This is a genomic window from Cellulomonas sp. zg-ZUI22, assembly GCF_017353535.1.
GTDB lineage: Bacteria > Actinomycetota > Actinomycetes > Actinomycetales > Cellulomonadaceae > Cellulomonas > Cellulomonas wangleii.
In genome coordinates, this window is sequence record NZ_JAFMUZ010000001.1 from 1,633,265 (window position 1) to 1,657,048 (window position 23,784).

At 77.1% G+C, this 23,784-nt stretch carries 20 protein-coding genes; 11 read left to right on the top strand and 9 right to left on the bottom strand.

The window, feature by feature from the left end; genetic code table 11:
- Positions 1 to 52 precede the first annotated feature (52 nt).
- The gene (locus tag J1G43_RS07530; RefSeq protein WP_207378226.1) at positions 53 to 895 is read left to right on the top strand and encodes a PHP domain-containing protein; all 843 of its coding nucleotides are present in this window, start codon (positions 53 to 55) and stop codon (positions 893 to 895) included.
- Positions 892 to 1,512 (top strand): MarC family protein, encoded by a 621-nt coding sequence (locus J1G43_RS07535; protein WP_207338906.1) that lies wholly within the window; start codon positions 892 to 894, stop codon positions 1,510 to 1,512. The genes J1G43_RS07530 and J1G43_RS07535 overlap by 4 nt, the downstream gene beginning before the upstream one ends.
- 79 nt (positions 1,513 to 1,591) lie before the next feature.
- On the opposite strand, the gene J1G43_RS07540 is transcribed toward J1G43_RS07535, so the two are convergent.
- On the bottom strand, positions 1,592 to 3,451 hold the full coding sequence (locus J1G43_RS07540) for a DEAD/DEAH box helicase (RefSeq protein ID WP_207378227.1): 1,860 nt from the start codon (positions 3,449 to 3,451) through the stop codon (positions 1,592 to 1,594).
- Between the two features lie 358 nt (positions 3,452 to 3,809).
- Between J1G43_RS07540 and J1G43_RS07545 the strand changes: the two genes are divergently transcribed.
- A complete protein-coding gene (locus tag J1G43_RS07545; RefSeq protein WP_207338904.1) occupies positions 3,810 to 4,586 on the top strand; it encodes a ferritin-like fold-containing protein in 777 nt (258 codons plus the stop codon).
- A gap of 73 nt (positions 4,587 to 4,659) precedes the next feature.
- Here J1G43_RS07545 and J1G43_RS07550 read toward each other — a convergent pair whose 3' ends face one another.
- Positions 4,660 to 4,887, bottom strand: a complete 228-nt coding sequence (locus tag J1G43_RS07550) for a DUF3107 domain-containing protein (RefSeq protein ID WP_207338903.1) — start codon at positions 4,885 to 4,887, stop codon at positions 4,660 to 4,662.
- Positions 4,888 to 4,938: 51 nt separating this feature from the next.
- Positions 4,939 to 5,607 (bottom strand): TetR/AcrR family transcriptional regulator, encoded by a 669-nt coding sequence (locus J1G43_RS07555; RefSeq protein WP_207370383.1) that lies wholly within the window; start codon positions 5,605 to 5,607, stop codon positions 4,939 to 4,941.
- Between the two features lie 119 nt (positions 5,608 to 5,726).
- Here J1G43_RS07555 and J1G43_RS07560 point away from each other — a divergent pair, with 119 nt between their 5' ends.
- Together J1G43_RS07560 and J1G43_RS07565 are read left to right on the top strand one after the other, a co-directional pair.
- Positions 5,727 to 8,954, top strand: a complete 3,228-nt coding sequence (locus tag J1G43_RS07560) for an ATP-dependent DNA helicase (RefSeq protein WP_207378228.1) — start codon at positions 5,727 to 5,729, stop codon at positions 8,952 to 8,954.
- Positions 8,951 to 12,481: an ATP-dependent DNA helicase gene (locus J1G43_RS07565; protein WP_207378229.1), complete on the top strand. Its 3,531-nt coding sequence runs from the start codon at positions 8,951 to 8,953 to the stop codon at positions 12,479 to 12,481. Before J1G43_RS07560 ends, J1G43_RS07565 begins: the two co-directional genes overlap by 4 nt.
- Before the next feature lie 58 nt (positions 12,482 to 12,539).
- On the opposite strand, the gene J1G43_RS07570 is transcribed toward J1G43_RS07565, so the two are convergent.
- Positions 12,540 to 13,475 carry a phosphotransferase gene (locus tag J1G43_RS07570; protein WP_207338900.1) on the bottom strand — a complete coding sequence of 312 codons (936 nt, stop codon included), beginning with the start codon at positions 13,473 to 13,475 and terminating at the stop codon, positions 12,540 to 12,542.
- A gap of 234 nt (positions 13,476 to 13,709) precedes the next feature.
- Here J1G43_RS07570 and nudC point away from each other — a divergent pair, with 234 nt between their 5' ends.
- Positions 13,710 to 14,708: an NAD(+) diphosphatase gene (gene nudC / locus J1G43_RS07575; protein ID WP_207378230.1), complete on the top strand. Its 999-nt coding sequence runs from the start codon at positions 13,710 to 13,712 to the stop codon at positions 14,706 to 14,708.
- Positions 14,709 to 14,719: 11 nt separating this feature from the next.
- Here the strand turns inward: nudC and J1G43_RS07580 are convergent, their stop codons facing one another.
- Positions 14,720 to 14,980, bottom strand: a complete 261-nt coding sequence (locus J1G43_RS07580; RefSeq protein ID WP_207338898.1) for a mycoredoxin — start codon at positions 14,978 to 14,980, stop codon at positions 14,720 to 14,722.
- An 80-nt stretch (positions 14,981 to 15,060) separates the two neighbouring features.
- Between J1G43_RS07580 and J1G43_RS07585 the strand changes: the two genes are divergently transcribed.
- The 3 genes from J1G43_RS07585 to J1G43_RS07595 all read left to right on the top strand — a co-directional run bounded on the left by J1G43_RS07585 (position 15,061) and on the right by J1G43_RS07595 (position 17,817).
- Positions 15,061 to 17,073 (top strand): ATP-dependent helicase, encoded by a 2,013-nt coding sequence (locus J1G43_RS07585; RefSeq protein WP_207338897.1) that lies wholly within the window; start codon positions 15,061 to 15,063, stop codon positions 17,071 to 17,073.
- A 104-nt stretch (positions 17,074 to 17,177) separates the two neighbouring features.
- Positions 17,178 to 17,342: a hypothetical protein gene (locus J1G43_RS07590; RefSeq protein WP_207338896.1), complete on the top strand. Its 165-nt coding sequence runs from the start codon at positions 17,178 to 17,180 to the stop codon at positions 17,340 to 17,342.
- Between the two features lie 133 nt (positions 17,343 to 17,475).
- Complete coding sequence (locus J1G43_RS07595; protein WP_307859505.1) at positions 17,476 to 17,817, top strand: WhiB family transcriptional regulator; 342 nt, start codon at positions 17,476 to 17,478, stop codon at positions 17,815 to 17,817.
- Positions 17,818 to 17,902: 85 nt separating this feature from the next.
- On the opposite strand, the gene J1G43_RS07600 is transcribed toward J1G43_RS07595, so the two are convergent.
- Complete coding sequence (locus J1G43_RS07600) at positions 17,903 to 18,967, bottom strand: ThiF family adenylyltransferase (RefSeq protein ID WP_207378231.1); 1,065 nt, start codon at positions 18,965 to 18,967, stop codon at positions 17,903 to 17,905.
- A 269-nt stretch (positions 18,968 to 19,236) separates the two neighbouring features.
- Complete coding sequence (locus J1G43_RS07605; RefSeq protein WP_089798585.1) at positions 19,237 to 19,395, bottom strand: DUF5679 domain-containing protein; 159 nt, start codon at positions 19,393 to 19,395, stop codon at positions 19,237 to 19,239.
- Positions 19,396 to 19,672: 277 nt separating this feature from the next.
- Here J1G43_RS07605 and J1G43_RS07610 point away from each other — a divergent pair, with 277 nt between their 5' ends.
- Entirely contained in the window at positions 19,673 to 20,236 is a 564-nt protein-coding gene (locus J1G43_RS07610) for a M48 family metallopeptidase (RefSeq protein WP_207800284.1), read from the top strand.
- 22 nt (positions 20,237 to 20,258) lie between these two features.
- Here the strand turns inward: J1G43_RS07610 and J1G43_RS07615 are convergent, their stop codons facing one another.
- On the bottom strand, positions 20,259 to 21,719 hold the full coding sequence (locus tag J1G43_RS07615) for a zinc-dependent metalloprotease (protein WP_207378232.1): 1,461 nt from the start codon (positions 21,717 to 21,719) through the stop codon (positions 20,259 to 20,261).
- 125 nt (positions 21,720 to 21,844) lie between these two features.
- Here J1G43_RS07615 and J1G43_RS07620 point away from each other — a divergent pair, with 125 nt between their 5' ends.
- Complete coding sequence (locus J1G43_RS07620; RefSeq protein WP_207338892.1) at positions 21,845 to 23,077, top strand: PDZ domain-containing protein; 1,233 nt, start codon at positions 21,845 to 21,847, stop codon at positions 23,075 to 23,077.
- A 46-nt stretch (positions 23,078 to 23,123) separates the two neighbouring features.
- Here the strand turns inward: J1G43_RS07620 and J1G43_RS07625 are convergent, their stop codons facing one another.
- Positions 23,124 to 23,705, bottom strand: a complete 582-nt coding sequence (locus J1G43_RS07625; protein ID WP_207370389.1) for a PPA1309 family protein — start codon at positions 23,703 to 23,705, stop codon at positions 23,124 to 23,126.
- Positions 23,706 to 23,784: the final 79 nt, after the last annotated feature.

Genomic DNA, 23,784 nt, shown 5'->3' on the forward strand with positions numbered 1-23,784 from the left:
CACCGCCCGCCCCCGGCGCGGTGTCCCGGGTGCGAGGGGCTAGCGTGAGCAGGTGCGCATCGACCTCCACACGCACTCCCGGGCGTCGGACGGCACGCAGACCCCCGCGGAGCTCGTCACCGCCGCTCGGGACGCAGGCCTGGACGTCGTCGCGCTCACCGACCACGACACGACGGACGGCTGGGACGAGGCGGCGGCCGCCGCGCGGGACGTCGGCGTCGCGCTCGTGCGGGGCACCGAGGTGTCGGCCCGGTCCCGTGGCGTCAGCGTGCACCTGCTGTCGTACCTCCAGGACCCGGACCGCCCCGCCCTGGCCGACGAGCTCGCGCGGGCCCGCGACTCGCGCGTGCACCGCGCGCAGCGCATCGTGGAGCGGCTGGCCCGGGACGTCCCGATCACCTGGCAGGACGTGCTGGACCAGGCGCGGGACGCCGTGGCCGTCGGCCGCCCGCACATCGCGGACGCCCTGGTCGCTCGGGGCGTCGTGCCCGACCGGGACGTCGCCTTCGCGCACCTCCTGGCGTCCGACGGTCTGTACCACGTCGACCACTACGCACCCGAGGCCCCCGACGCCGTCGCGGCGATCCGCGCGTCGGGCGGCGTCCCGGTCTTCGCGCACCCGGCCGCCGACGCCCGGGGACGCATCGTGCCCGACCGCGTGTTCGACGAGCTCGCCGAGGCGGGCCTGGCGGGCCTCGAGGTCTTCCACCGTGACCACTCGCCGGCGCAGCGCGAGCGGCTGCTCGCGATCGCCGAGCGGCTCGGGCTGCTGGTCACGGGGTCGAGCGACTACCACGGCACGGGAAAGCTCAACCGGCTGGGCGAGAACCTCACCGAGCCGCAGGTGCTGGACGAGATCGTCCGGCAGGGGACGACGGAGGTGGTGACCGCGTGAGCGGCGTGCTCGACATCCAGCTGTTCGCGTCGGTGTTCGTCACCTTGTTCGTCATCATGGACCCGCCGGGGACCGTGCCGATCTTCCTCGCGCTCACCGGGTCCATGACCCGGCAGCAGCGGACGCGGGCGGCGCGTCAGGCGATCCTCGTCGCCTTCGGTGTCATCGTCGGCTTCGCGCTGTTCGGCCAGTCGCTGCTGAACTACCTGCACGTGTCGGTCGAGGCGCTGCAGGGTGCCGGTGGCCTGCTGCTCCTGCTCGTCGCGATGGAGCTGCTGACCGGCAAGATGGACAGCAACGAGGGGTACGAGGGCACGCAGGGCAACGTCGCCCTGGTGCCGCTGGGCACGCCGCTGCTCGCCGGCCCGGGTGCGATCGTCGCGACCATGGTGTTCGTCCAGCAGTCCACCGAGCCGTCCGACTGGGCCGCGCTGGCGCTGGGCGTGGTGCTCGTGCACCTGTGCCTGTGGCTGTCCATGCGGTTCGCCGGCGTGATCCACCGGGTCCTCAAGGACTCCGGGACCATGCTCGTCAGCCGGATCGCCGGCCTGCTGCTCGCCGCGATCGCGGTGCAGCTGCTCGCGGACGCCGTGCTGACGTTCGCGCGCCAGGTCTGACGCGTCCGGGCGTGTCCGGGCCTCTCACGCGTCCGGCCCCCTCACCGCAGGGTGAGGGGGCCGGACGGACGTGCAGGGGTCAGGCGTCCGTCGGGGCCGGCGAACCGGCGTCGGACGACGCACCGGCGGACCCGCCGCGCGAGCGACGGCGACGGCGACGGCGCGGTCCGCCGGACTCGCCGGCGTCGGGGCCGGTGGCGCCGTCGGCTGCCGGGCGCGAGGGCGCGGCGTCAGCGGCGGGACGCTCCGACGTCGGCTCGGCGGTCCGCTCGCCCGTGGGTGCGCCCTCGGCACCGGTGCGGCCACGGCCGCCCCGGCGGCGACGGGAGCCGCCCTCGGCGTCGCCCTCGCCGGTCCGCTCCGCGGGCTCGCCGGTCCGCTCCGCGGGCCGGGACCCGCTGCGACCGCCGTCACGGCCGCCGTCACGGCCGCCGTCACGGCCGCCCTCGCGGCGACCGGGGCGACCGTCGTCCGAGCGGGCGGGTCGTGCGCCGCCGCCGCGCTTGCCGGTCTCGCCGAGGTCCTCGAGCACCTCGGCGCCCAGGCCGGCGCGGGTCTGCTGCGACTTCGGCAGCCGGCCCGTGACGCCCTTCGGGATGTCGAGGTCCGTGTAGACGTGCTCCGACGACGAGTACGTCTCGACCGGGGTGGGGATGCCGAGGTCGAGCGACTTGTCGATGAGGCCCCAGCGCGGCAGGTCGTCCCAGTCGACGAACGTCACGGCCGTGCCCTTGTTGCCCGCGCGGCCGGTGCGGCCGGTGCGGTGCAGGTACGTCTTCTCGTCCTCGGGGCACTGGTAGTTGATGACGTGCGTGACGTCCTCGACGTCGATGCCGCGCGCGGCGACGTCGGTGGCGACGAGCACGTCGACCTTGCCGTGGCGGAACGCGCGCAGCGCCTGCTCGCGGGCGCCCTGACCGAGGTCGCCGTGGAGGGCGCCGGCGGCGAACCCGCGGTCGACGAGCTCGTCGGCGACCTTGGCGGCGGTGCGCTTGGTGCGCGCGAACACGATGGTCAGGCCGCGGCCGTTGGCCTGCAGGATCCGCGCGAGCAGCTCGACCTTGTCGAGCGCGTGCGCGCGGTATGCGACCTGCTTGATGTTCTTGACCGTCTGGCCCTCGTCGTCCGGCGCGGACGCGCGGATGTGCGTGGGCTGCGACATGTAGCGCCGCGCCATCGCGACGACGGCCCCCGGCATGGTCGCGGAGAAGAGCATGGTGTGCCGGTTGGGCGGCGTGGCGGCCAGCAGCTTCTCGACGTCGGGCAGGAAGCCCAGGTCGAGCATCTCGTCGGCCTCGTCGAGCACGACCTCCGTCGCGTGCTTCAGCCGCAGGTGGCGCTGGTTCAGCAGGTCGATCATGCGGCCGGGCGTGCCGACGACGACGTCCGCGCCGCGCTGCAGGGCCTCGACCTGCGGCTCGTACGCGCGCCCGCCGTAGACCTGCACGATGCGGACCTTGCGGCCGGTGGACGCCATCGCGAGGTCGCCGGCGACCTGCACGGCGAGCTCACGGGTCGGCACGACGACGAGCGCCTGCGGCTCGCCCGGGGCGGGCAGGCGGTCGTAGCCGTCCTCACCGGGTGCGACCACGCGGTGCAGCAGCGGGACGCCGAAGCCGAGGGTCTTGCCGGTGCCGGTCTTGGCCTGGCCGATGATGTCGTGGCCGGCCAGGGCGACCGGCAGGGTCATGGCCTGGATGGGGAACGGCTGGGAGATGCCGGCGGCGGCGAGCGCCGCGACGATCTCGGGGCGCACGTCGAAGTCGGCGAACGAGGCGTCGACCGCCTGCACCGAGGCGGCGCGCCGGGACCCGGTCGGCGACTCGGTCGGCACGGCGTCGGCCGCGGTGCGGACCTCGGTCACGGCCTCGGCGGTGGTGGGGGAGTCGACGGAGGCGTCGTCGCGCTGCTCCTGGTCGACGGTCTGGTCGGTGGTCACGGGCGGCTCTTCACTGCCAGGGTGGCGGCTCACGGTGCGGGCCGGGGGGCCGGCGGCGCGTCGCGCGCTCGTCCGCCCCGGGCGACAGCGGGCTGCGCCACGCGGGTTGGCCGGCAGCCGATCGTAGAAGTCGCCCCGCGCGGCGCACCCTGCCGGCACGTCCGCGGGCGGGAGAGCCCGGCGGGCAGGCGGGCCGGTGCGCGTCGAGCGGGGAGGGTCGCGGCACGGGCCGGACCGGGAAACCGAGACGAACGGGCAACCGATGTACGGGGTTGTACACAGCCAGTGTATCGGACGTCCGTCCCGGTGCCCCGGCGGCTGCCCCGACCGGCGCGTCCGGCGGCGTTACGATCGCGGGATGACGACCAGCGCCGGCAACGCCCGTCCCCTCAGCCCCGGCAAGGCGGGCGCCGACGACCGGTCCGCCAACCGCGCCGGGAAGGACGCCGTCGCCGCGCACGCCGACGACGCCGTGGAGGTCCTGGGCCTCGTCGCGAGCCTGGAGCACCAGGCGTTCGAGCGGCTCGCCGACGACGCCCGGCAGGCGCCCGGGCCCGAGCAGGCGCTGGCCTTCTCCCGGCAGGCGGCCCGGTGCGTCGAGCGGCGGGACCGCGTCCTGGCGCGGATCGACGAGCTCGGCGGCGACGCGTCGGCGGCGTTCGGCCGGTTCGACGGGCTGCTCGACGACTTCGACGCGCGCACCCCGGCGAGCTCGTGGGCCGAGCGGCTCCTCAAGACGTACGTCGGGTACGGCGTCGCGGACGACTTCTGCCGGCTCGTGGCCCGTGGCCTGGACCCCGACTCGGCGCGGCTGGTGGCCGAGGTGCTCGACGACGCGTCACGCACCGAGCTGGCGGTGCGCGAGCTGGACGAGGCCTGCGCAGGCGACGACGTGCTGTCCTCGCGGCTGGCGCTGTGGGGGCGCCGCCTCGTCGGAGAGGCGCTCGGCGTGGTGCAGCGGCTGGCGCAGCGGCCCGAGGTCGCGCGGTCGCTCGACCGCGCGGGTACGGGTGCGGGTGCGGCTGCAGCCGCGGGCGGGACGCAGGATCGGGCGGCCCAGATCCCGGCGCCCGTGCTCAACGAGCTGACGGCCGAGCACACGCGCCGGATGTCGCGGCTGCACCTGACCGCCTGACCCGTCGCCGCGCGCGGGTGCGGGGTCCGGACGCACCCGGCGCCCGGCCGCAGCCGGGCGCCGGGTGGACGGCTCAGATCGTGCCGAAGCCCACGCGGCCCTTGGTCTCCGCGCCGATCTCGACGAAGCCGAGGACGGCGGTGGGCACGACGACGCGACGTCCGCGGACGTCCGTCAGCTCGAGCGTCGCCGCCGTGCCGTCGAGCGCGGCCCGGACGGCCGTTGCGATCTCGTCCGCCGTCTGGTCGGACTCGAGCGTCAGCTCGCGCGACAGGTGCTGCACGCCGATCGTGATCTCCACGGGCACTCCTCATCGGACGGGTCCCGGCGTCGCCGGGCGGTCGCCACGATCCTAGGCGTCCTCGTACGGGTAGTCGGGACGGACGAGACCGGCCAGCCCTCGCCACTGCAGGTCCGAGACCAGGTCGACGACCCGCTGCGCGCCGCGCCCGTCACCGTGCCGCAGCCAGTAGGTGGCCGCGCCCTGCGCGGTGGCGACCAGGGCCGCGGCGAGCACGTCGGCGTCGGCGCGGTCCCGTCCGGTCGCCGCCGCCAGCACGTCCGCGATGCGGCGGGTCGCCTCGGCCGACGCGTGCTCCACCCGGCCGCGCACCTGCGAGTCGTGGGTGACGTCGGACTCGAACAGGAGCGTGGAGGACTCGCCGGCGACCTGCACGAACTCGACGTACGCCGCGACCACGGCGGCCACGACCGCACGACCCTCGCCGCGCCCGACGGGCCCCGCCTCGATCGGCGCGACCGCCTGCTCCACGGCCGCGAGCAGCGCCGTGCCCTGCTCGTCCACGACCGCGAGGTACAGGTCCAGCTTGGACGGGAAGTGCCGGTACAGCACCGGCTTGCTCACCTCCGCCCGGTCGGCGATGTCGTCCATCGAGACGTGGTGGAAGCCCTCCGTGGCGAACAGCTCGAGCGCGATCGCGAGGAGCTGGGACCGGCGCTCGGCGCGCGCCATCCGGGGTCCGCGCGGCCGCGGCTCGGCTGAGTCCTGGGCGCTGGTCATCAGGCGATCGTAGCGACGGCGTGTTGCGTGCAGGGGTCATGGCCGCCACCCGGGAGCCCGCGTCCCGTGGTCGGCGTGCCCGGTCCCGGCTGTCGGTGGGCCGTGGTGTGATCGGGCCCGTGACGACGGCACCGACCACCCGGCTCGTGGCCGCACCCCTGGTCCGGCGCGCCGCGCTCGGCGCCGGTGCGCGCCCCGTCCTGGACGACCGCCAGCGCGAGGTGGTCGAGCGCGTGGTCGCCGGCGCCGACCGCGTGCTGCTGGTGACGGGTGCGCCGGGGACGGGTCGCACGACGCTCGCGCTGGAGGCGGCCGCCGCGGCCGTCGACGCGGGGACGGCACCGGACGACGTCCTCGTGCTGGCCGCGAGCCGCCGCGCCGCGGGCGACCTGCGCGACCGCCTCGCGGTGCGCCTGGGGCGCACCGCCGGGCGGCCGCTGGTGCAGACGCCCGCCGCGGTCGCCTTCGCCGTGCTGCGGGCGCGCGCGGGGGCCCTGGGGGAGCCCGCGCCGGTGCTGGTCTCCGGCCCGGAGCAGGACGTGGCGCTCGCCGAGCTGCTCGCGGGCCACGCGTCGGGGGAGGTGCCCGGGCCCGTGTGGCCGCCGGGCGTGCCGGAGGCCGCGCTGGGCACCCGCGCCTTCCGCGACGAGCTGCGCGACCTGCTCATGCGTGCGGCCGAGCGCGGGCTGGCACCGGGCGACCTCGCCGCGCTCGGGCGGCGCGAGGAGCGCCCGGCGTGGGTGGCGGCCGCCCGGGTCTACGAGGAGTACCTCGACGTGATGGCACTCGCCACGTCGACGCCGGACGCCGGGGAGCGCCTGGACCCTGCCGTCGTCGTCGACGCGGCGGTGGCGGCGCTGCGGCGCTGGGACGACGACGTGCCCGGGGTCCCGTGCCCGCGGCGCAGCCTGGTGGTGGTGGACGACCACCAGGAGAGCACGGCGGCCACCGCGCGGCTGCTGCGCGCGTTCGCCGACGGCGGCGCGCGCCTGCTGCTGCTGGGCGACCCGGACGTCGCGGTGCAGACCTTCCGCGGTGCGCAGCCCGCGCTCGTGGCCCGGGCCGCCGCGGCCGGGACCGGTGAGCTCGCCGCGGAGCACGTCGTGCTGCGGACGGTCTGGCGCCAGACCGCACCCCTGCGCGAGGTCACCGAGCGGATCACGCAGCGGGTCGCGGCGTCCGGCACCGTCGCCCACCGCCGGGCCGACGTGCCCGCCGACCGGGCCGCCGGGCCCGAGCCGCGCGTCGCCGTGCTGCCCAGCGCGGCGCAGGAGGCGGCGTGGGTGGCGCACCGGCTGCGGCGTGCCCACCTGCAGGACAAGATCCCCTGGGACGGCATGGCCGTGCTCGCGCGGGCCGGCAGCCGCGTCACGGCGGTCCGGCGCGCGCTGGCCCAGGCGGGCGTGCCGGTCCGCGTGGTGGGCAGCGACGTGCCGCTGCGCGACGAGCCGGCGGTGCGCCCGCTGCTCGACGCGGTGCGGGTCGCGCTGCGGCCGGAGGAGCTCGACGCGGAGGTGGCCGCCCGGCTGGCGTGCTCACCGCTGGGCGGGCTCGACGCCGTCGGGCTGCGCCGTGTCCGTCGTGCGCTGCGGGCGGAGGAGCTGGCGGGCGGCGGTGGGCGGTCGAGCGACCTGCTGCTCGTGGAGGCGCTGTCCGCGCCGGACCGGGCCGCGACCCTGGAGCCGCACGTCGGGCGCCCGGTGCAGCGCCTGGCCGCGGTGCTGCAGGCGGGGCGCGACGCGGCGGCGCAGCCCGGGGCGGACGTCCAGGCCGTCCTGTGGGCGGTGTGGGACCGGGCCGGCCTGGCCGACCCCTGGCGGCGTGCCGCGCTCGCGGGCGGGTCGGGCGGGGAGCGGGCGGACCGTGACCTCGACGCGGTCCTGGCGCTGTTCCGGGCGGCCGAGACGTTCGTCGAGCGCATGCCGCAGGCGGCGCCGCTCGCGTTCGTCGACTGGGTGCTCGCGCAGGACCTGCCGGCGGACTCCCTGGCCCCCGCGTCGCGCGCGGCGGGGGTCAGCGTGCTAACCCCCGCCGGTGCGGCGGGCGGGTCGTGGGAGGTCGTCGCGGTGGTGGGCGTGCAGGAGGGCGTCTGGCCGGACCTGCGGCTGCGCGACTCCATGCTCGGGGCGCAGGCGCTCGTCGACCTCCTCGACGGACGGCAGGTGGCCGGTGCCGCGGGGCAGGAGGCCGCGCGCGAGGCGCGGGCGGCCGTCCTGGCGGACGAGCTGCGCGCGTTCGCGCTCGCCTGCTCGCGGGCCCGCACCCACCTGCTGGTCACCGCCGTCGACGACCAGGACGCGACGCCGTCGCCGTTCGTCGACCTGGTGCAGCCCGGGTCCGACGACGACGGCCCCGACCCCCGGCGGACCAGTGCGCCGGCGCCGCTCGACCTGCGCGGGCTGGTCGCGCGCCTGCGGGCGACCCTGGAGCGCACGGCGGCCCACGGGCGTCCCGACCCCGCCGCCGCCCGGACGCTGGCCCGCCTGGCGGCGCACGGCGTGCCGGGCGCGGACCCCGCGTCGTGGTTCGGGCTGCCGGAGCCGTCCAGCGACGCGCCGCTGTGGCCGGCCGACGTCAAGGTCCCCGTCTCGCCGTCACGCCTCGAGACGGCCCAGCGCTGCGCGCTGCGGTGGGCGCTCGAGACGGCCGGGGGCACTCCGGCGTCGTCCGCCCAGCAGTCGCTCGGCACCCTCGTGCACGCGATCGCCCAGGAGCACCCGACGGCCGACCTGCCGACGCTGCGCGCGGAGCTGGACCGCCGGTGGGACGAGCTGGGCCTCGGTGAGGGCTGGCCCGCGCTGGCCGCCCGGCGCCGGGCCGACGCGATGCTGGTCCGGCTCGCCGCGTACCTGCGGGACTCCGGCGAGCCCCTGCTGGTCGAGGCGCCGTTCTCGCTCGAGACCGACCGTGCCGTGGTGCGCGGGTCGGTGGACCGCGTGGAGCGCGTCGTGACCGAGGGGGACGAGGCAGGCACCGCGGTCGAGGTCGTCGACCTCAAGACGGGGTCGCGCGTCCCGACGCTCGCGCAGGCGGCGGAGCACGCGCAGCTCGGTGCCTACCAGCTCGCGGTGGACGAGGGGGCGGTGCCCGGGCTGGAGCCGGGGACCCGCAGCGTCGGTGCCCGGCTCGTGCACCTCGCACAGGGCTCGGGCGCCCCGACGCAACGACGGCAGGACGGCCTGGGTGCACCGGACGACGGGCCGGTCTGGGCTCGCGAGCTCGTCGACGAGGTCGCGGGGCGGATGGCCGCGTCGAGCTTCGAGGCCCGTGCCAACGACCTCTGCGACCGCTGCCCGGTGCGCCGCTCGTGCCCGCTGCGCGGCGAGGGCGGGCAGGTGGTGGCATGAGCGCCGACGTCGCGCCGGCGGCCACGCGCCTGTCCGCGCTGCAGATCGCCCGGCTCGTGGGGCAGCATCCCCCGACCGAGGAGCAGCGGGCCGTCATCGAGGCGCCCCTGCTCCCGTCGCTCGTCGTCGCGGGTGCCGGGTCCGGCAAGACCGAGACGATGGCGGCGCGCGTCGTGTGGCTGGTCGCCAACGGGCTGGTCGCGCCGGAGCAGGTGCTGGGCCTCACCTTCACGCGCAAGGCGGCCGGGGAGCTCTCGGAGCGGGTGCGGCGACGGCTCCGCGCCCTGGCCAGGTCGGCGGCGGCGGAGGGCGTCGAGCTGCCGACGGGCGTGGGCGTCGTCGACGAGCTCGCGCGGCCCCACGTCTCGACGTACCACGCGTACGCGGCCTCGCTCGTCTCCGACCACGCGTTGCGCCTGGGCGTCGAGCCCGGGGCACGGCTGCTGGGGGAGGCGGCGCAGTGGCAGCTCGCCTCGCAGGTGGTCGAGTCGTGGGCGGGCGACCTGGAGACGTCGGCGGCCACGTCGACGGTGGTGGAGGCCGTCCTGTCCCTGTCGGGTGCGCTCGACGAGCACCTGCTGGACCCCGCCGGTGCGCGGCAGGGGATCGAGGCGATCGTCGCGGACCTGCAGGCCACCCCGGCGGGCACGCCACCCCGCGCGCCGTACGCCCGGGTCCGTGACCTCGTGGCGTCGCTGGGGGAGCGTGCCCGGGTGCTCGACCTGGTGGCCGACTACCGTGCCCGCAAGCGGGCCGCCGACAGCCTCGACTTCGGTGACCAGGTGGCGCTGGCCGCCCGGATCGCGCGCGACGTCCCGGAGGTCGGGGCCGGGGAGCGCGACCGGTTCCGCGTGGTGCTGCTCGACGAGTACCAGGACACGTCGTACGCGCAGCTCGTGCTGCTGCAGGCGCTGTTCTCCGGCGGTCACCCGGTCACGGCCGTCGGGGACCCGCACCAGTCCATCTACGGCTGGCGCGGTGCCAGCCCCGGGGGGCTGGCGCGGTTCCCCGCGGCGTTCCCGGTGGTGGTCACGGCACCGGACGGCACGCAGGACCGACGCCCCGCCGCCGTGGCGCAGCTGTCCACGTCGTGGCGCAACGACGTCGCCGTGCTCGACGCCGCCAACCACGTCGCCGCGCCCCTGCGCACCGGTGCGGCCCGCGTCGAGGTGCCGCGGCTCGCGCCGCGGCCCGGAGCCGGGCCCGGTGCCGTGCAGGCGGTCGTCGCGAGCACGGTCGAGGACGAGGCGGAGGCCGTGGCCGCCTGGGTCGGACGGCGGTGGCGCCCCGGCCACGCGCCGGGTGGCCGGCGGACCGCCGCGGTGCTGTGCCGCAAGCGGTCCCAGTTCGAGCCCGTCCGGCGGGCGCTGCGGGCCGCGGGGCTGCCGGTCGAGGTCGTCGGACTGGGCGGGCTGCTGGCGACGCCCGAGGTCGTCGACCTGGTCGCCGTGCTGCAGGCGGCGCACGACCCGACGCGCGGCGACGCGGTCGTGCGCCTGCTCACCGGTGCCCGCACCCGGCTCGGTGCCGCGGACCTGCACGCCCTGGGGGACTGGGCGCGGCAGGGAGCCCGGCCGGCGGGCGCGCGGGTGCCCGGGGTGCAGGCCGACGTCGTCGACGAGCGCAGCCTGGTCGACGCGGTGGACGACCCGCCCCCGCCCGGCTGGCGCAGCCCCGCCGGCCGCTCGCTCAGCGCGGAGGGGCGCCGGCGGCTCACCGAGCTCGCCGGGGTGCTGCGCGCCGTCCGCGCGCAGCAGGGGCTCTCGCTCCCCGAGCTGGTGGGGGAGGCCGAACGGCTGTTCGGCCTCGACATCGAGGTGCAGGCCCGTGCCGACGTCACACCGGGCCGGGCGCGCGCCCACCTCGACGCGTTCGCCGACGTGGCCGCGGAGTTCGCCCGCGGTGCCGACCGTCCCACGCTGGGGGCGTTCCTGGCGTGGCTCGAGGCGGCGGACGCCCGCGAGGACGGCCTCGAGCTGCCCGTCACCGAGCCGGACCCCGACGCGGTGCAGGTGATGACCGTGCACGCGGCGAAGGGCCTGGAGTGGGACGCCGTGGCCGTCGCGGGCATGGTCGACGGCGGGTTGCCCGCCACCGCGATGCTCGGCAAGGACGGGCCCAAGGACTCCGCGTGGCTCACGGGGCTGGGTGTGCTGCCGTACCCGCTGCGGGGTGACGCCGACGAGCTGCCGCTCCTGGCGTGCGCGGGCGCCGAGTCGCCCAAGGAGCTCGCCGACCGGCTGGAGCGGCTGCGGCTGGACGCCGGCGACCACCAGGTCGCCGAGGAGCGCCGTCTGGCGTACGTCGCCGTCACCCGGGCGCGTGAGGACCTGCTGCTCTCCGCGGCGTACTGGGGGGACCCGAAGGCGGCCCGGCGGCTGTCGCCGTTCCTCACGGACCTGGTCGACGCGGGACTCGTGGACGTCGTGGCCCGTGCCGACGAGCCCGAGCCGGGCGCAGCCAACCCGCGGGCGGCCCTGACGCCGGCGGCCACCTGGCCGGCCGACCCGTTCGCGGTGGACGGTGGCGCGCCCCGGCGTGACGCCGTGAGCGCGGCGGCCGACGCGGTCCGGGCCGCGCTCGCGTCGGTGGCACCGGGCCGGGGCGACGTGCCCGCACCCCGGGCGCCGGACGACGGTGTCCCCGGCGGGGGCACGGGCGACCGTGCGAGCACCGATGACGCGGCCGACGTAGCAGGGGTCGGGCGCGATGACGGCGGTGCCGAGGACTGGGACGCGCTCGCGGACCGGCTGCTCGCGGAGCAGGCGGCGCGCCGTCGCGGGGACGCCCGCGTCGCGCTGCCGGCCCACCTGTCCGCGTCGTCGCTCGTCCGCCTCGACGCCCAGCCGGAGCAGTTCGCGCTGGGGCTGCGGCGTCCGGTGCCGCGAGAGCCGTCGCCGCAGGCCCGCCGCGGCACCGCGTTCCACGCGTGGGTCGAGTCCTGGTACGGCAGGGCCACGCTCGTCGACGTCGACGACCTGCCGGGCGCCGACGACGACGTCCTGCCGGGCGACCCGGACCAGGCCGAGCTGCGCGCCGCCTTCCTGCGCACACCGTGGGCGCACCGCTCGCCGCTGGCGGTCGAGGTCGACGTCGAGACCACCGTCGGCGGCTACGTGCTGCGCTCGCGCATCGACGCGGTCTTCGCCGACCCCGACCGTCCCGACGTCCCGGGGGCCGTGGTCGTCGTCGACTGGAAGACCGGCGCACCCCCGCGCGACACCGCGGCCCGCGCCTCCCGCGACCTGCAGCTGGCCGTCTACCGGATCGCGTGGGCGCGGCTCACCGGGACCGACCCCGAGCTGGTGCGGGCGGCCTTCTGCTACGTCGGCGCCGGGGTCACCGTGGTCCCGGACCGGCTGCCCGGCCCCGACGACGTGGCGCGGCTGCTCGCCGAGGCGGCACCGGACGGTCCCGCCGGGTCGGACGGTCCCGCACGGTCGGACGGTCCCGCCGGGTCGGGCGGCGCCCGCGGGGCGGTGCGCCACGGGGCCGGCCCCGGTGCGCGCCGCGGTTCGCGGTCCTGACGGTGTCGCCGGGGCTGCGAGCGGCTCGGTGCGGCAGGCGGGCCGGTGACCCGCGGGCTCAGTACGCCCCAGCGGCCTCGTCGACGCGGGTGTGCTCCTCGAGGTCGTGCAGCATCTGCACCGCGTCGTCGACGACGTCCTTGCGGTGGGTGCGCACGCCGTGCAGCAGCCACCGCGCCAGCGCCAGCTCGCCGGCGAGCAGCGCGCGGTCGGCCAGGTGCGGGTCCGTCAGCTCGGTCCGGCGCAGCAGGTAGGCCTCGAGGATCGCGTCGACCGCGTCCTGCGGTGCGGACACGAGCAACCAGGACAGGTCGTCGGCCGGGTCCGCCACCATCGTGGAGCCCCAGTCGAGCACGCCGGCGACCGCGCCGTCGGCCACCAGGACGTGGTTGCTCGACAGGTCGCCGTGCACCACCGTCGGCCGGAACCGCCACATCGCGACGTCCTCGAGCATCTCCTCCCAGCGGCGCAGCAGCACCGGCGGGACGAGCCCCGTGCCGGCCGCCTCGTCCACCTCCGCCTGCCGCCGGTCGCGGTACCCGGCGGCGTCGTACACCGCCAGGCCCGCGTTCTCGACCACCGACGTCGGCAGCTCGTGCACCGCGGCGACGGCCCGTCCGACGGCGGCGGCGAGGCCGGGCCCGGGGCGCAGCCGCTCGAGCTCCAGCGGACGGCCCGGCACCTCCCGGTGGACGCTGGCGCGGCCACCCTCGGGCAGGTGCGCGAAGCCCGCGGGCCGCGGCACGGCGAACGGCAGGCGGCCGTCGTCGGCGTACGGGCCGAGCGCCTCGAGCAGAGCGACCTCAGCCTCGAGCGCGGCACCCGCAGCGGCGTGCTGCGGGGCGCGGACGACCCAGCGCTGGCGCACCGAGTCCACGACCACGGCGACGTCGAAGTCCGAGCCCGGGTGCAGGGGGCGCCGCACGTCGTAGGCGTCCAGACCGGGGACGGCGACGGTCGCGAGTGCGGCGAGTGCGAGCGGCGAACGGGTCACGACCGCAAGCGTAGGACGCCGCGTGCCTGCTCCCGCCCGTCCGGCACGGCGTGTTGGCGCCCGGTTCGTCCGGGCACGTCCCCGTGCGCCCGCCGGCGCCCTGCGGTGCCGCCGCTGTCCCCGGCCGCCGCTGTCCCTGCCCGCCGCTGCCGCTGCCCGCCGCTGTGCTGCCGCCGACGGCCCGCCCGCGGACGGCCGACCGCGGCGGCCGGGTCCGGCGGCTAGCGTGGCCGGGTGATCCCTGACGTCCTCCCCGACCTTCCGCTCGCCCGGGCCTCCGTGGACCGCGCCGCCCTGCTGCGGGACCGGCAGGACGTGCTGCCCGCCGCGCTCGCGGAGCCCCGCACGCGGGTGCTGGCCGTGCGCGACGGCGGGCTGCTGCTGACGGGCGCGGCCGCCGTGCGCTGGCTCACGCCCGCCGACGCCGCCCGGGTGTACGCCGCGGGCGGCCCGGGGCCCGCGGACGCGGCGGCACCCCCGATCGACCGCTGGCTGCTGCTGGGCGTCGAGGACGACGGGACGCGCGTGCTCGCCCTGCGGCTGCACGACCGCCACCGGCTGAGCACCGGAGGCGAGCCGGCGGACGTCCTGGTGCACCTGCCCGACGGTCCGGTGGCGCGTGACGGCTGGAGGTCGCTGCGGACCGTCGGGGCCTCGCTCGACGCCCACGACGCGGGTCTCGCGACGGCCGCGGTCGCCCTCGACGCCTGGCACGACCGGCACCCGCGCTGCCCGCGGTGCGGCGCGCCGACGCGGGTGGCGCAGGCGGGCTGGTCCCGCGTGTGCGACGTCGACGGCTCCGAGCACTACCCGCGCACGGACCCCGCGGTCATCATGGCGGTCGTCGACGCGGACGACCGCCTGCTGCTCGGGCACGCCGCCGCCTGGCCGGCGGGCCGCTGGTCGACGCTCGCGGGGTTCGTCGAGGCGGGGGAGTCGGCCGAGCAGGCCGTGCGGCGCGAGGTCCACGAGGAGACGGGCGTCGTCGTCGACGAGGTCGACTACGTCGGGAGCCAGCCGTGGCCGTTCCCGGCCTCGCTGATGCTCGGCTTCCGGGCACGGGCGACCAGCACGGCCGTCCGCGTCGACGGCGTCGAGATGGCCGACGCGCGCTGGTTCACACGCGACGAGCTGACCGCCGCGGTCGCGTCCGGGGACGTCCTGCTGCCGGGCGGGGCCTCCATCGCACGTGCCCTCGTCGAGCAGTGGTGGGGCGGCCCGTTCCCCGGGTGAGGCGTGGCGCCTCAGACCCCGAGGCGCTCGCGGACCTGCGCGAGGGACGGGTTGGTCGCGGCGGACCCGTCGGGGAACACGACCGTCGGCACCGTCTGGTTCCCGCCGTTGATCTCCTCCACGAACCGTGCCGCGTCCGGCTGCTGCTCGATGTCGACGACGTCGTACGCGATGCCCGCCGAGTCGAGCTGCGTGCGCAGGCGGTGGCAGTAGCCGCACCACGTGGTCGAGTACATCGTCACGGTGCCCGGTGCCGGGGTGGGGGTCGTCATGGCTCCTCGCAGTCCTCGCCGTCCGTCTCGTCCACAGATCCTCGCACGGCGTGTCGGCGGGTGCTGGGAGACTGGACCCGATGTCCGCCGACTCCCTCCTCGACGCGCTCGATCCCGAGCAGCGCGCCGTCGCGACCGCTCTGACCGGTCCCGTCTGCGTCCTCGCCGGCGCCGGTACGGGCAAGACCCGTGCGCTGACGCACCGCATCGCCTACGGCGTGCGCACCGGTGTGTACCGCCCGGCCTCGGTGCTGGCCGTCACCTTCACCGCGCGGGCGGCCGGCGAGATGCGGGTACGGCTGCGTGACCTGGGGGCGAGCGGCGTCCAGGCGCGCACGTTCCACGCAGCCGCGCTGCGCCAGCTCGGGCACTTCTGGCCCCGCGTCGTGGGGGGTGCGCCGCCGCGCCTGGTGGAGCAGAAGGCCACGCTCGTCGCCGAGGCGGGGCGTCGGGTCGGCGTGGGAGTCGATCGCATCTCGGTGCGGGACCTCGCCGCCGAGATCGAGTGGGCCAAGGTGTCGCTCGTCACCGCCGAGGACTACGAGCGCGCCGCCGCCGCCGTGCGGCGTCCCGCACCCGCAGGGCAGGACGCGCAGGCGGTCGCGCGACTGCTGACGGCCTACGAGGACGTCAAGACCGAGCGCGGCGTCATCGACTTCGAGGACGTGCTGCTGCTGCTCGCGGCGATGCTCGCGCAGCGCGGCGAGGTGGCCGACGAGGTGCGGGCGCAGTACCGGCACTTCGTCGTCGACGAGTACCAGGACGTCAGCCCGCTCCAGCAGTACCTGCTCGACCAGTGGCTGGGCGGCCGGCACGACGTGTGCGTCGTGGGGGACCCGAGCCAGACCATCTACTCGTTCGCCGGGGCGACCCCGCACCACCTGCTCACGTTCGCGGGCAAGCACCCGGGCACCCGGGTCGTACGCCTGGTGCGGGACTACCGCTCCACGCCGCAGGTCGTGGGCCTGGCCAACCGGGTGCTGACGGCCACCCGGCGGCCAGGCGACCCCGTGCCCCTGCACCTCGTGGCGCAGCAGCCCGACGGTCCGCAGGTCCGCTACACGGCGTACGACGACGACGAGGCCGAGGCGAGCGGGATCGCCGCCCGCGCGGCGCGGTTGATCGCGTCCGGCGTCCCCGCGAGCGAGATCGCGGTGCTGTACCGCACCAACGTGCAGTCGGAGGCATTCGAGCAGGCGCTGGCCGCCGCCGGCGTCGGTTACCAGGTGCGCGGTGGCGAGCGGTTCTTCGCGCGCCGGGACGTGCGGGACGCCCTGGTGCTGCTGCGGGGCGGGGCGCGGTCGGCCGACCCCGACGTGCCGCTGGGGCAGACCGTCCGGGACATCCTCACGTCCGTCGGCTGGTCCCCGCAGCCGCCCGCCGCGCGCGGTGCGGCGCGTGAGCGGTGGGACGCCATGCAGGCGCTCGTGGGTCTGGCGGACGACATGGTCGAGGCGCGCGGCGGGGCGACCCTCGCCGATCTGGTGGCCGAGCTCGACGACCGGGCCTCGGCGCAGCACGCCCCCACGGTCGACGGCGTGACCCTCGCGTCCCTGCACGCGGCCAAGGGCCTGGAGTGGGACGCGGTCTTCCTGGCGGGTCTGTCGGACGGTCTGCTCCCGATCTCGCTGGCGCAGACCGAGGTGGCCGTGTCCGAGGAGCGCCGCCTGCTCTACGTCGGCGTGACGCGTGCCCGACGGCACCTCGAGCTGTCCTACGCGGCGGCGCGCACCCCCGGGTCCCGGGCCAACCGCACCCGCTCGCGGTTCCTCGCCGGCCTGTGGCCGGGCGAGGAGCGGGACCGTGGCGCAGGACGGCGGACGTCGGCCGCCGCCGACCCCGCGGTCCTGGACCGGTTGCGGCGGTGGCGGGCCCACGTGGCCGACGAGCGCGGTGTCCCCGCGTTCCGGGTGCTCCCGGACGTCGCGCTGGAGGCGGTGGCCGCGGCCATGCCGACGGCGCAGGAGGACCTGCGGCACGTCCGTGGACTGGGGCAGACGCGGCTGCACGAGTACGGCGACGCCCTGCTCCGGGTGGTCGCCGGTGACGACCCGCAGGGTCCCGGACCAGTCGTGCGGACGAACTTCCGTTAATTGCTTGTGACGCCCGGACGGGCCGCCCTAGGGTGGTCACGTCCTTGTTCGCGGGGTGCTGCCGAAGAGGCGGGACCCGACCTGGAGAGGAGGTGGGTGCACTGATGGAGAGCAACATGATCGACATGTCGACGTTCGTCCGCGCGTACGCGCGTTCCCTCACGCCCACCGCCGGGACCTTCCAGGGGATCGCTCCGTCCGTCGCCGGGCTCGAGCGTCGTCCGCGTCCCGCGACGTCCCGCGTCGATCTGCACCCCAGGACTCCGTAGCAGCAGCCACACCAGGCAGGCCGCGGAGTCCGATCTCGGATCCGCGGCCTTTCTCGTCTCTCCGGTCTCACCGGGGCGAGCGGGCCCGATCCGGTACCCCCAGCTCACCTCGCAAGGACACCAGGAGGACATCGTGCGGCTCACCACGCTGCTCGACACCGTGAACCAGGGCGGCTCCGGCCCCTGGCCCGCCGGCAGCACCGCCACGACGGACGACCAGTTCGACCAGATGGTCGCCGACCTCATCCCGTGCCGTTCCCACGACGCCGAGCTCTGGTTCGCCGAGCGGCAGGCCGACGTGGAGCGGGCGAAGGCCCTGTGCCGCGAGTGCCCGATGATCCAGGGTTGCCTCGCGGGCGCCGTGGAACGCGCCGAGCCGTGGGGTGTGTGGGGCGGTCAGGTCTTCGTCGGCGGTGTCGTCGTGCCGACCAAGCGGGGCCGTGGCAGGCCGCGCAAGGACGCCTCGGCGGCCTGACGCGCCACGACGCGTGACCGGCACCGGCAGGACCCACCACCACGCCGGGTCGCGCGAGCTCACCGCTCGCGCGACCCGGCGTCCGTCATGTCCCCGGCGGCGCCACGGCGCGCGACGCCGGTGCGACCGGGGGAGCCAGGCACCCGCAGGCGGGGTGCGCCGACCAGCGGCGCTCCCGGTGCAGGAGGTCCGGCAGGGAGATCTCGACCGTCGTGCCCCGGAGCGCCGGTGCCGTCCCGGCCAGGAAGGCCAGGACGTGCGCGGCCGCGAGCGCGGCGCACGCACCGGCGAGCACGCCCACCTCACCGGCGTCCCGTGCGCCGGTGGTGACGGCTCCCAGGACCGTCGGCCAGCCCGGATCGGCGTCCGAGCGGTGCAGGTCGAGGCACCGGAGGCACGGGTCCGTCCCGGGCCGCACCAGCGGACCGACCGAGGCGTCCGCGAGCCGCAGGACCACCGACAGGTGCGTCACCTGCTCGCCGAGGAGCCGGACCGTGCGCAGCGGGTCCGCCGCCTGCTGCTCGACGACCACGACCAGGTCCGGCTCACCGTCGGTCGTCACCCGCGTCCCGGGCGCTGCCTCCCGCAGCGCGCGGGTCGCCGCCACGACCCGGGGCGTGCCGACGTCGGCCCACCGGTGCCCGCCCGCGACCACGTCGGGGGAGCGCACGGGGGCCTCGTCGTCGAGCAGCAGCGTGCCGACGCCCGCAGCGGCGAGGTGACGCGCCACGCCCAGCCCGGTCGGGCCGAGACCGACCACGCCGACGACCGCACCGGCCCGCCCGGCCACGACCTCGGGGCCGGCGCCGTCGGGGCGCAGCAGGGTCCACGCGGCGGCGTCCGCGGCGGCCGGCCCGTGCACGGCGCCCGTGGCGTCGGGGCGTGCCCGCGTCAGGCCGGCGTGTCGCAGGTCGTCGACCGTGGCGGCCACGGCGGCGGGGTCGGCGCCGGCGGTCCGCGCGAGGGCCGGCAGCGACGTCAGGTCGGTCGCGCCGTCGACGGCGGTCCACAGGCGCATCTCGGCGGCACTCAGGCCCACCAGGCGCACCGCCCAGCGGGGGTCGGTGCCCACCTGGACCTCGTCGGCGGCCCGCGGCAGCACACGCAGGCCCGGACGCAGCTGGACGGGGCGGGGGACGGGACCGGTCACCGCGCCACGATGGCACCGGGCGGCGTGCCGCCGCCGGCGTCGTCCACAGGTCCGGGGGCGGCCACCGGGATCGTCCCGACCGGCGTCCCGACGACGGCCGGGTCGAGGGCGCCCGCCCGTCGCCGATGCGTCGAGCCGGGACGTGTCGAGCCCTGATGCGTCGAGCCCGGATGCGACGAGCCCTGATGGTCGAGCCCGGACGCGACGAGGGCACCGTCGCGTGCGACGGTGCCCTCGTGGTCGTCGCGGTCGACCGCGACGGGGCGCTCTCAGGCCTTGCCGAGGATCCGGTTGAGCTTGGTGCCGCAGACGGGGCAGACGGCCTTCGCCATCCGGCGACCCGACTCGGAGACGACGACGTCGCCCTCCGTCTCCCGCTTCTCCTTGCACTTCACGCAGTAGAACTCGCCCGCCCAGGTGTCGGCCATGTGGTCCCTCCTCGTGCTCCTCACCGGGCGGTGGCATCGCGCCCGGGGCAGGGACCGTGACGGCCGCCGTGCGGTCACACAGTAGTGGCCGGTGCCCGTGGGCGGGTCGCTCAGGGCACGCGGCCTGGCGCGCACCGGGTGAAGCCGGGCGTCACGACACCGTGTGGCGGGTCGCGCGCGCTAGCGTGCGGGTGTGCCGACATCGCGCGAGGCGACGCCGCGCGATTCCGCACGCCGTGACCCCGGTGCCGCCGGACCGTCGCCCGACGCGCCGGCCCTGGGCCCCGCGGTCGAGGTGCGGCGCTCGCGCCGTCGTGCCCGGACCGTCAGCGCCTGGCGCGAGGGCGGGCGGACCATCGTCGCGATCCCCGCGCGCTTCACGCGCGCGCAGGAGCGCGAGTGGGTCGGGCGCATGGTGGACCGCCTCGCCGCCCAGGACCGCCGGCGTCGTCCGTCCGACGACCAGCTGGTCGCGCGCGCCACCGAGCTGTCCCGCCGCTACCTCGGCGGCCGTGCGGTGCCGAGCAGCGTCCGGTGGTCGTCGAACCAGGGGCGCCGCTGGGGCTCGTGCACCCCCGCGGACGGGACCATCCGGATATCCGACCGGGTCCAGGGCATGCCGCGCTGGGTGCTGGACTACGTCCTGCTGCACGAGCTGGCGCACCTGCTGCAGCCGGGTCACGGCGAGGCGTTCTGGGCCGAGCTGATCACCTACCCGCACACCCAGCGCGCCCGCGGGTTCCTCGAGGGGTGCGCGTTCACGCGGGACGGGCACGAGCAGGGCGACGAGCCGGACGAGCCGGGCACCGACGACACCGACGCGCCCGCCGACGACCTCTGAGCCGGACGGCTCACCGGGCAGGTCAGCCTGCGGGGGTCCCAGGGGTCCCCTCGTCGCCGTCGGGCGCGGCACCGCCCGCGCCGGCCGCGTCGTCGAGGATCTGCGCCAGGGCGCGGTCGAGGTCCGCGGACTCGTCGACCGCCGCCTCGCGACGTGCGTCGTAGCCCTGGGGGTCGTCGAGGTCCGCGGGGGTCGGGACGAGGTCGGGGTGCTCCCACACGGCGTCGCGCCCGGCGGTACCGCGCGTGGCGGTCAGGTGCGCCCACACGGTCGCCGCGTCGCGCAGCCGCCGGGGCCGCAGCTCGAGGCCCACGAGGCTGGCGAACGTCTGCTCCGCGGGACCGCCGGCGGCGCGCCGACGGCGCACCATCTCCCGCAGCGGCACGGTGTGCGGCAGGTGCGGGGTCGCGGCCGTGGTCGCGACCTCGTCGACCCAGCCCTCGACGAGCGCGAGGGCGTGCTCCAGGCGGGCGAGGGCGGCCTGCTGCGCGGGCGTCGTCTGCGGGGCGAACACACCGCCCGACAACGCCTCCTGCAGCGCCGCGGGGTCGCTCGGGTCGATCGACGACACGGCGTCCTCGAGCTGGTCGACGTCGATCGCGATGCCGCGGGCGTACTCGGCGACCGCGTCGAGGAGGTGCGCGCGCAGCCAGGGGACGTGCGCGAAGAGCCGGTTCGCTGCCGCCTCGCGCAGCGCGAGGTAGAGCCGCACCTCCTCGACCGGGACGTCCAGACCCTCCGCGAAGGCGTCGACGTTGGCCGCGACCAGCGCGGGGGAGGGCCGCTCGAGCAGCGGCAGGCCGATGTCGGTGGTGCCGAAGACCTCACGCGCCAGGGTGCCCGCGGCCTGGCCGACCTGCAGGCCGAAGACCGCGGAGCCCAGACCGCGCAGCAGCTGGGCGGGGTCGGCCATGCCGGGCGGCAGCCCCGGCGGCAGGCCGCCGGGAAGACCCTCGCCGAGCTCGCCGATGGCGGGACCGAGCGCGTCGGCCAGCGCGGCCGAGAGCGACGCCGCGACCGGCTCGGTGAGCGTGCGCCACGTGGGCAGCGTCGCCTCCACCCACTCGGCGCGGCTCCAGGCGTGGGCGGTGCCCGCGGCCGGCGGGAGCTCGGTCGCCGCGTCGAGCCACAGCTCGGCGACCGACAGCGCGTCGCTGACCTCCTTCACGCGGCCGGGAGACAGCGCGGGGTCACCGCCGGCCGCGGCCTGCTGGCGGGCCAGGTCGTGGGCCATCTCCCAGTTCACGGGCTCGTCGCCGGACGTCGCGAGCATGCGCTGCACCTGGCCCAGCGCCTGCTGGAGCGCGACGGGGTCGGTGGGCAGGCCGGACCCGGCCGCCAGCGCGGCGGGGTCGACACCCATCGCGCGCATCTCACGGATCGCGTCGTCCGCCGCGGGACCGAGCATCGCGCGCAGCATCTGCTCCCACTGCTGCGGACCGGTCGCGTCGGGTCCGTCGGGGGAGGGGACGTCGGGGCTCATGCGGGCCTCCTGACTGGCCGGGGAGCACCACGGTAACCGCGTGTCGGCCCACCCCGGGCGGTGGCTGCGCCCGGTTCGCTCACGGCGCACACGGCCGGTGCGGCCCGGTGCGACCGCGGTGGGGGATGATCGTGCACGTGCTCGACGAGAAGCCCACCGGCCCGGCCGACGACCCGGGACCGCGCGACCCGCAGGACGTGACCGAGGTCGCCGCGCCGCCGCACGGCACCGACTCCGCGCGCGAGGCCGGTGACCCGGCCGCGGACGGCACCGACCCCGCGGACCTCGAGCAGCTCGAGCCCGCACCCCCCTCGCCCCGCGCGATCGTGCTGTCGCTCGGCACCCTCGTCGCGGCGGTGCTGGTCGGGGTCCTGGTCGTGATCCCCGCGCCGTACGCGGTCAACGGGCCGGGGCCGACCAAGGACGTGCTCGGTGAGGTCGAGGGTGACCCGCTGATCGAGGTGTCCGGCGCCGAGACCTACCCGTCCACGGGCGAGCTGCTCCTCACCACGATCTCGGGCGTCGGGGGCCCGGGCTACCCCGCCCGGCTGCTCAACGTGCTGGGCGGCTGGATCTCGCCGGACTCCGTGGTCCGCCCGGTGGAGTCCGTGTACCCGCAGGACGTCTCGCAGGAGGAGCTCGACGAGTCGAACGCCGGTCTCATGGTGTCGTCGCAGGAGAACGCGGTCGTCGCGGCGCTCACCGAGCTCGGCTACGAGGTGCCCGCGACGCTGGTCGTCGCCGGCACCGTCGAGGGCACGGACGCCGAGGGCAAGCTCGAGGAGGGGGACGTCCTGACGGCGCTCGACGGCGAGCCGCTGCCCGACTACCAGACCCTGGTGAGCGCGCTGCAGGAGGTCGAGCCGGGCTCGACCGTGACGCTCACGGTCAACCGGCACTCGCGGACCGTCGACGTGCCCATCGTCACGGGGGAGCGCGAGGGCGGGGGTGCGCAGATCGGCGTGTTCATCGACCCGTCGTTCGACATGCCGATCGACGTCAGCATCAACATCGAGGGCATCGGCGGGCCCAGCGCGGGCACGATGTTCGCGCTCGGCCTCGTCGACCTGCTGACACCCGAGGACGAGGTCGACGGCGAGGTCGTCGCCGGCACGGGGACGATCGACGTGACCGGTGCCGTGGGACCGATCGGCGGGATCCGCCAGAAGCTGGCCGGTGCGGTCCGGGACGGCGCCACGTGGTTCCTGGCGCCGTCGGCGAACTGCGACGAGGTCGTCGGGCACGTGCCCGACGGGCTGCGCGTGGTCGAGGTGTCCACGCTGCGCGAGGCGCGCGAGGCCATGGTCGCGATCGGTGCGGGCACCGGCGACGACCTGCCCACCTGCACGGCGGACTGAGCGTCCCGGACGCCCCGGACGTCCCGGCCCGGCGGGGCCGGCGGGGTCAGGCCAGCGTCGCGCGCACGGCCTCGACGAGCCCGGGCACCAGGTCGGGCCCCTGGCCCACCGCGTCGTCGCTGTCGTGCGCGCGGGTGCGCACGGCGCACCACGCCGGTCCGTCGCGGAGCACGCCCACCGCCAGGCGGACGTCCTGCCGCTGCGGGTGCGCCAGCAGCGCCGCCAGCGCCTGGTCGGGGTCGGCCGGGAGGTCCTCCTCCACGCCCGGCGGCAGCACCACGCGCTCCACCGTGACCGCGGCACCGTCCACCGTCGGGGGCCACGTCAGGCCGCCGAGCAGCTGCTCGAGGTCCTCGGCGGCCGGCAGGCCCTCCTGCTCGATCGACGTCAGGTGCTGGTCGTCGGCGCGTGCGGCGGCGAGCACGTCGGGCGTCAGCTGGTCGGCCAGACCGGGCTCGGCGTCGAGCGCGCTCTGCGTGCGGACCAGGGCGAAGACGCGCACGGGCGCGTCCCAGCCGGCGGCGGCGACGTGGTGCTCGATCTCGCGGACGGCGTCGGCCAGCGCGCGGCGGGCGCGGGCCTCGGCCGACGTGTCGGTGGGCTGCGGCGGGGTGGGGGGCGTGCTCACGCGCCCCATCGTCCCACCCGTGTGGGAACCTGGGACGCGCCGCGCCCGTTCGCATGGTGGGCGCGCCATGCGCCCGTCG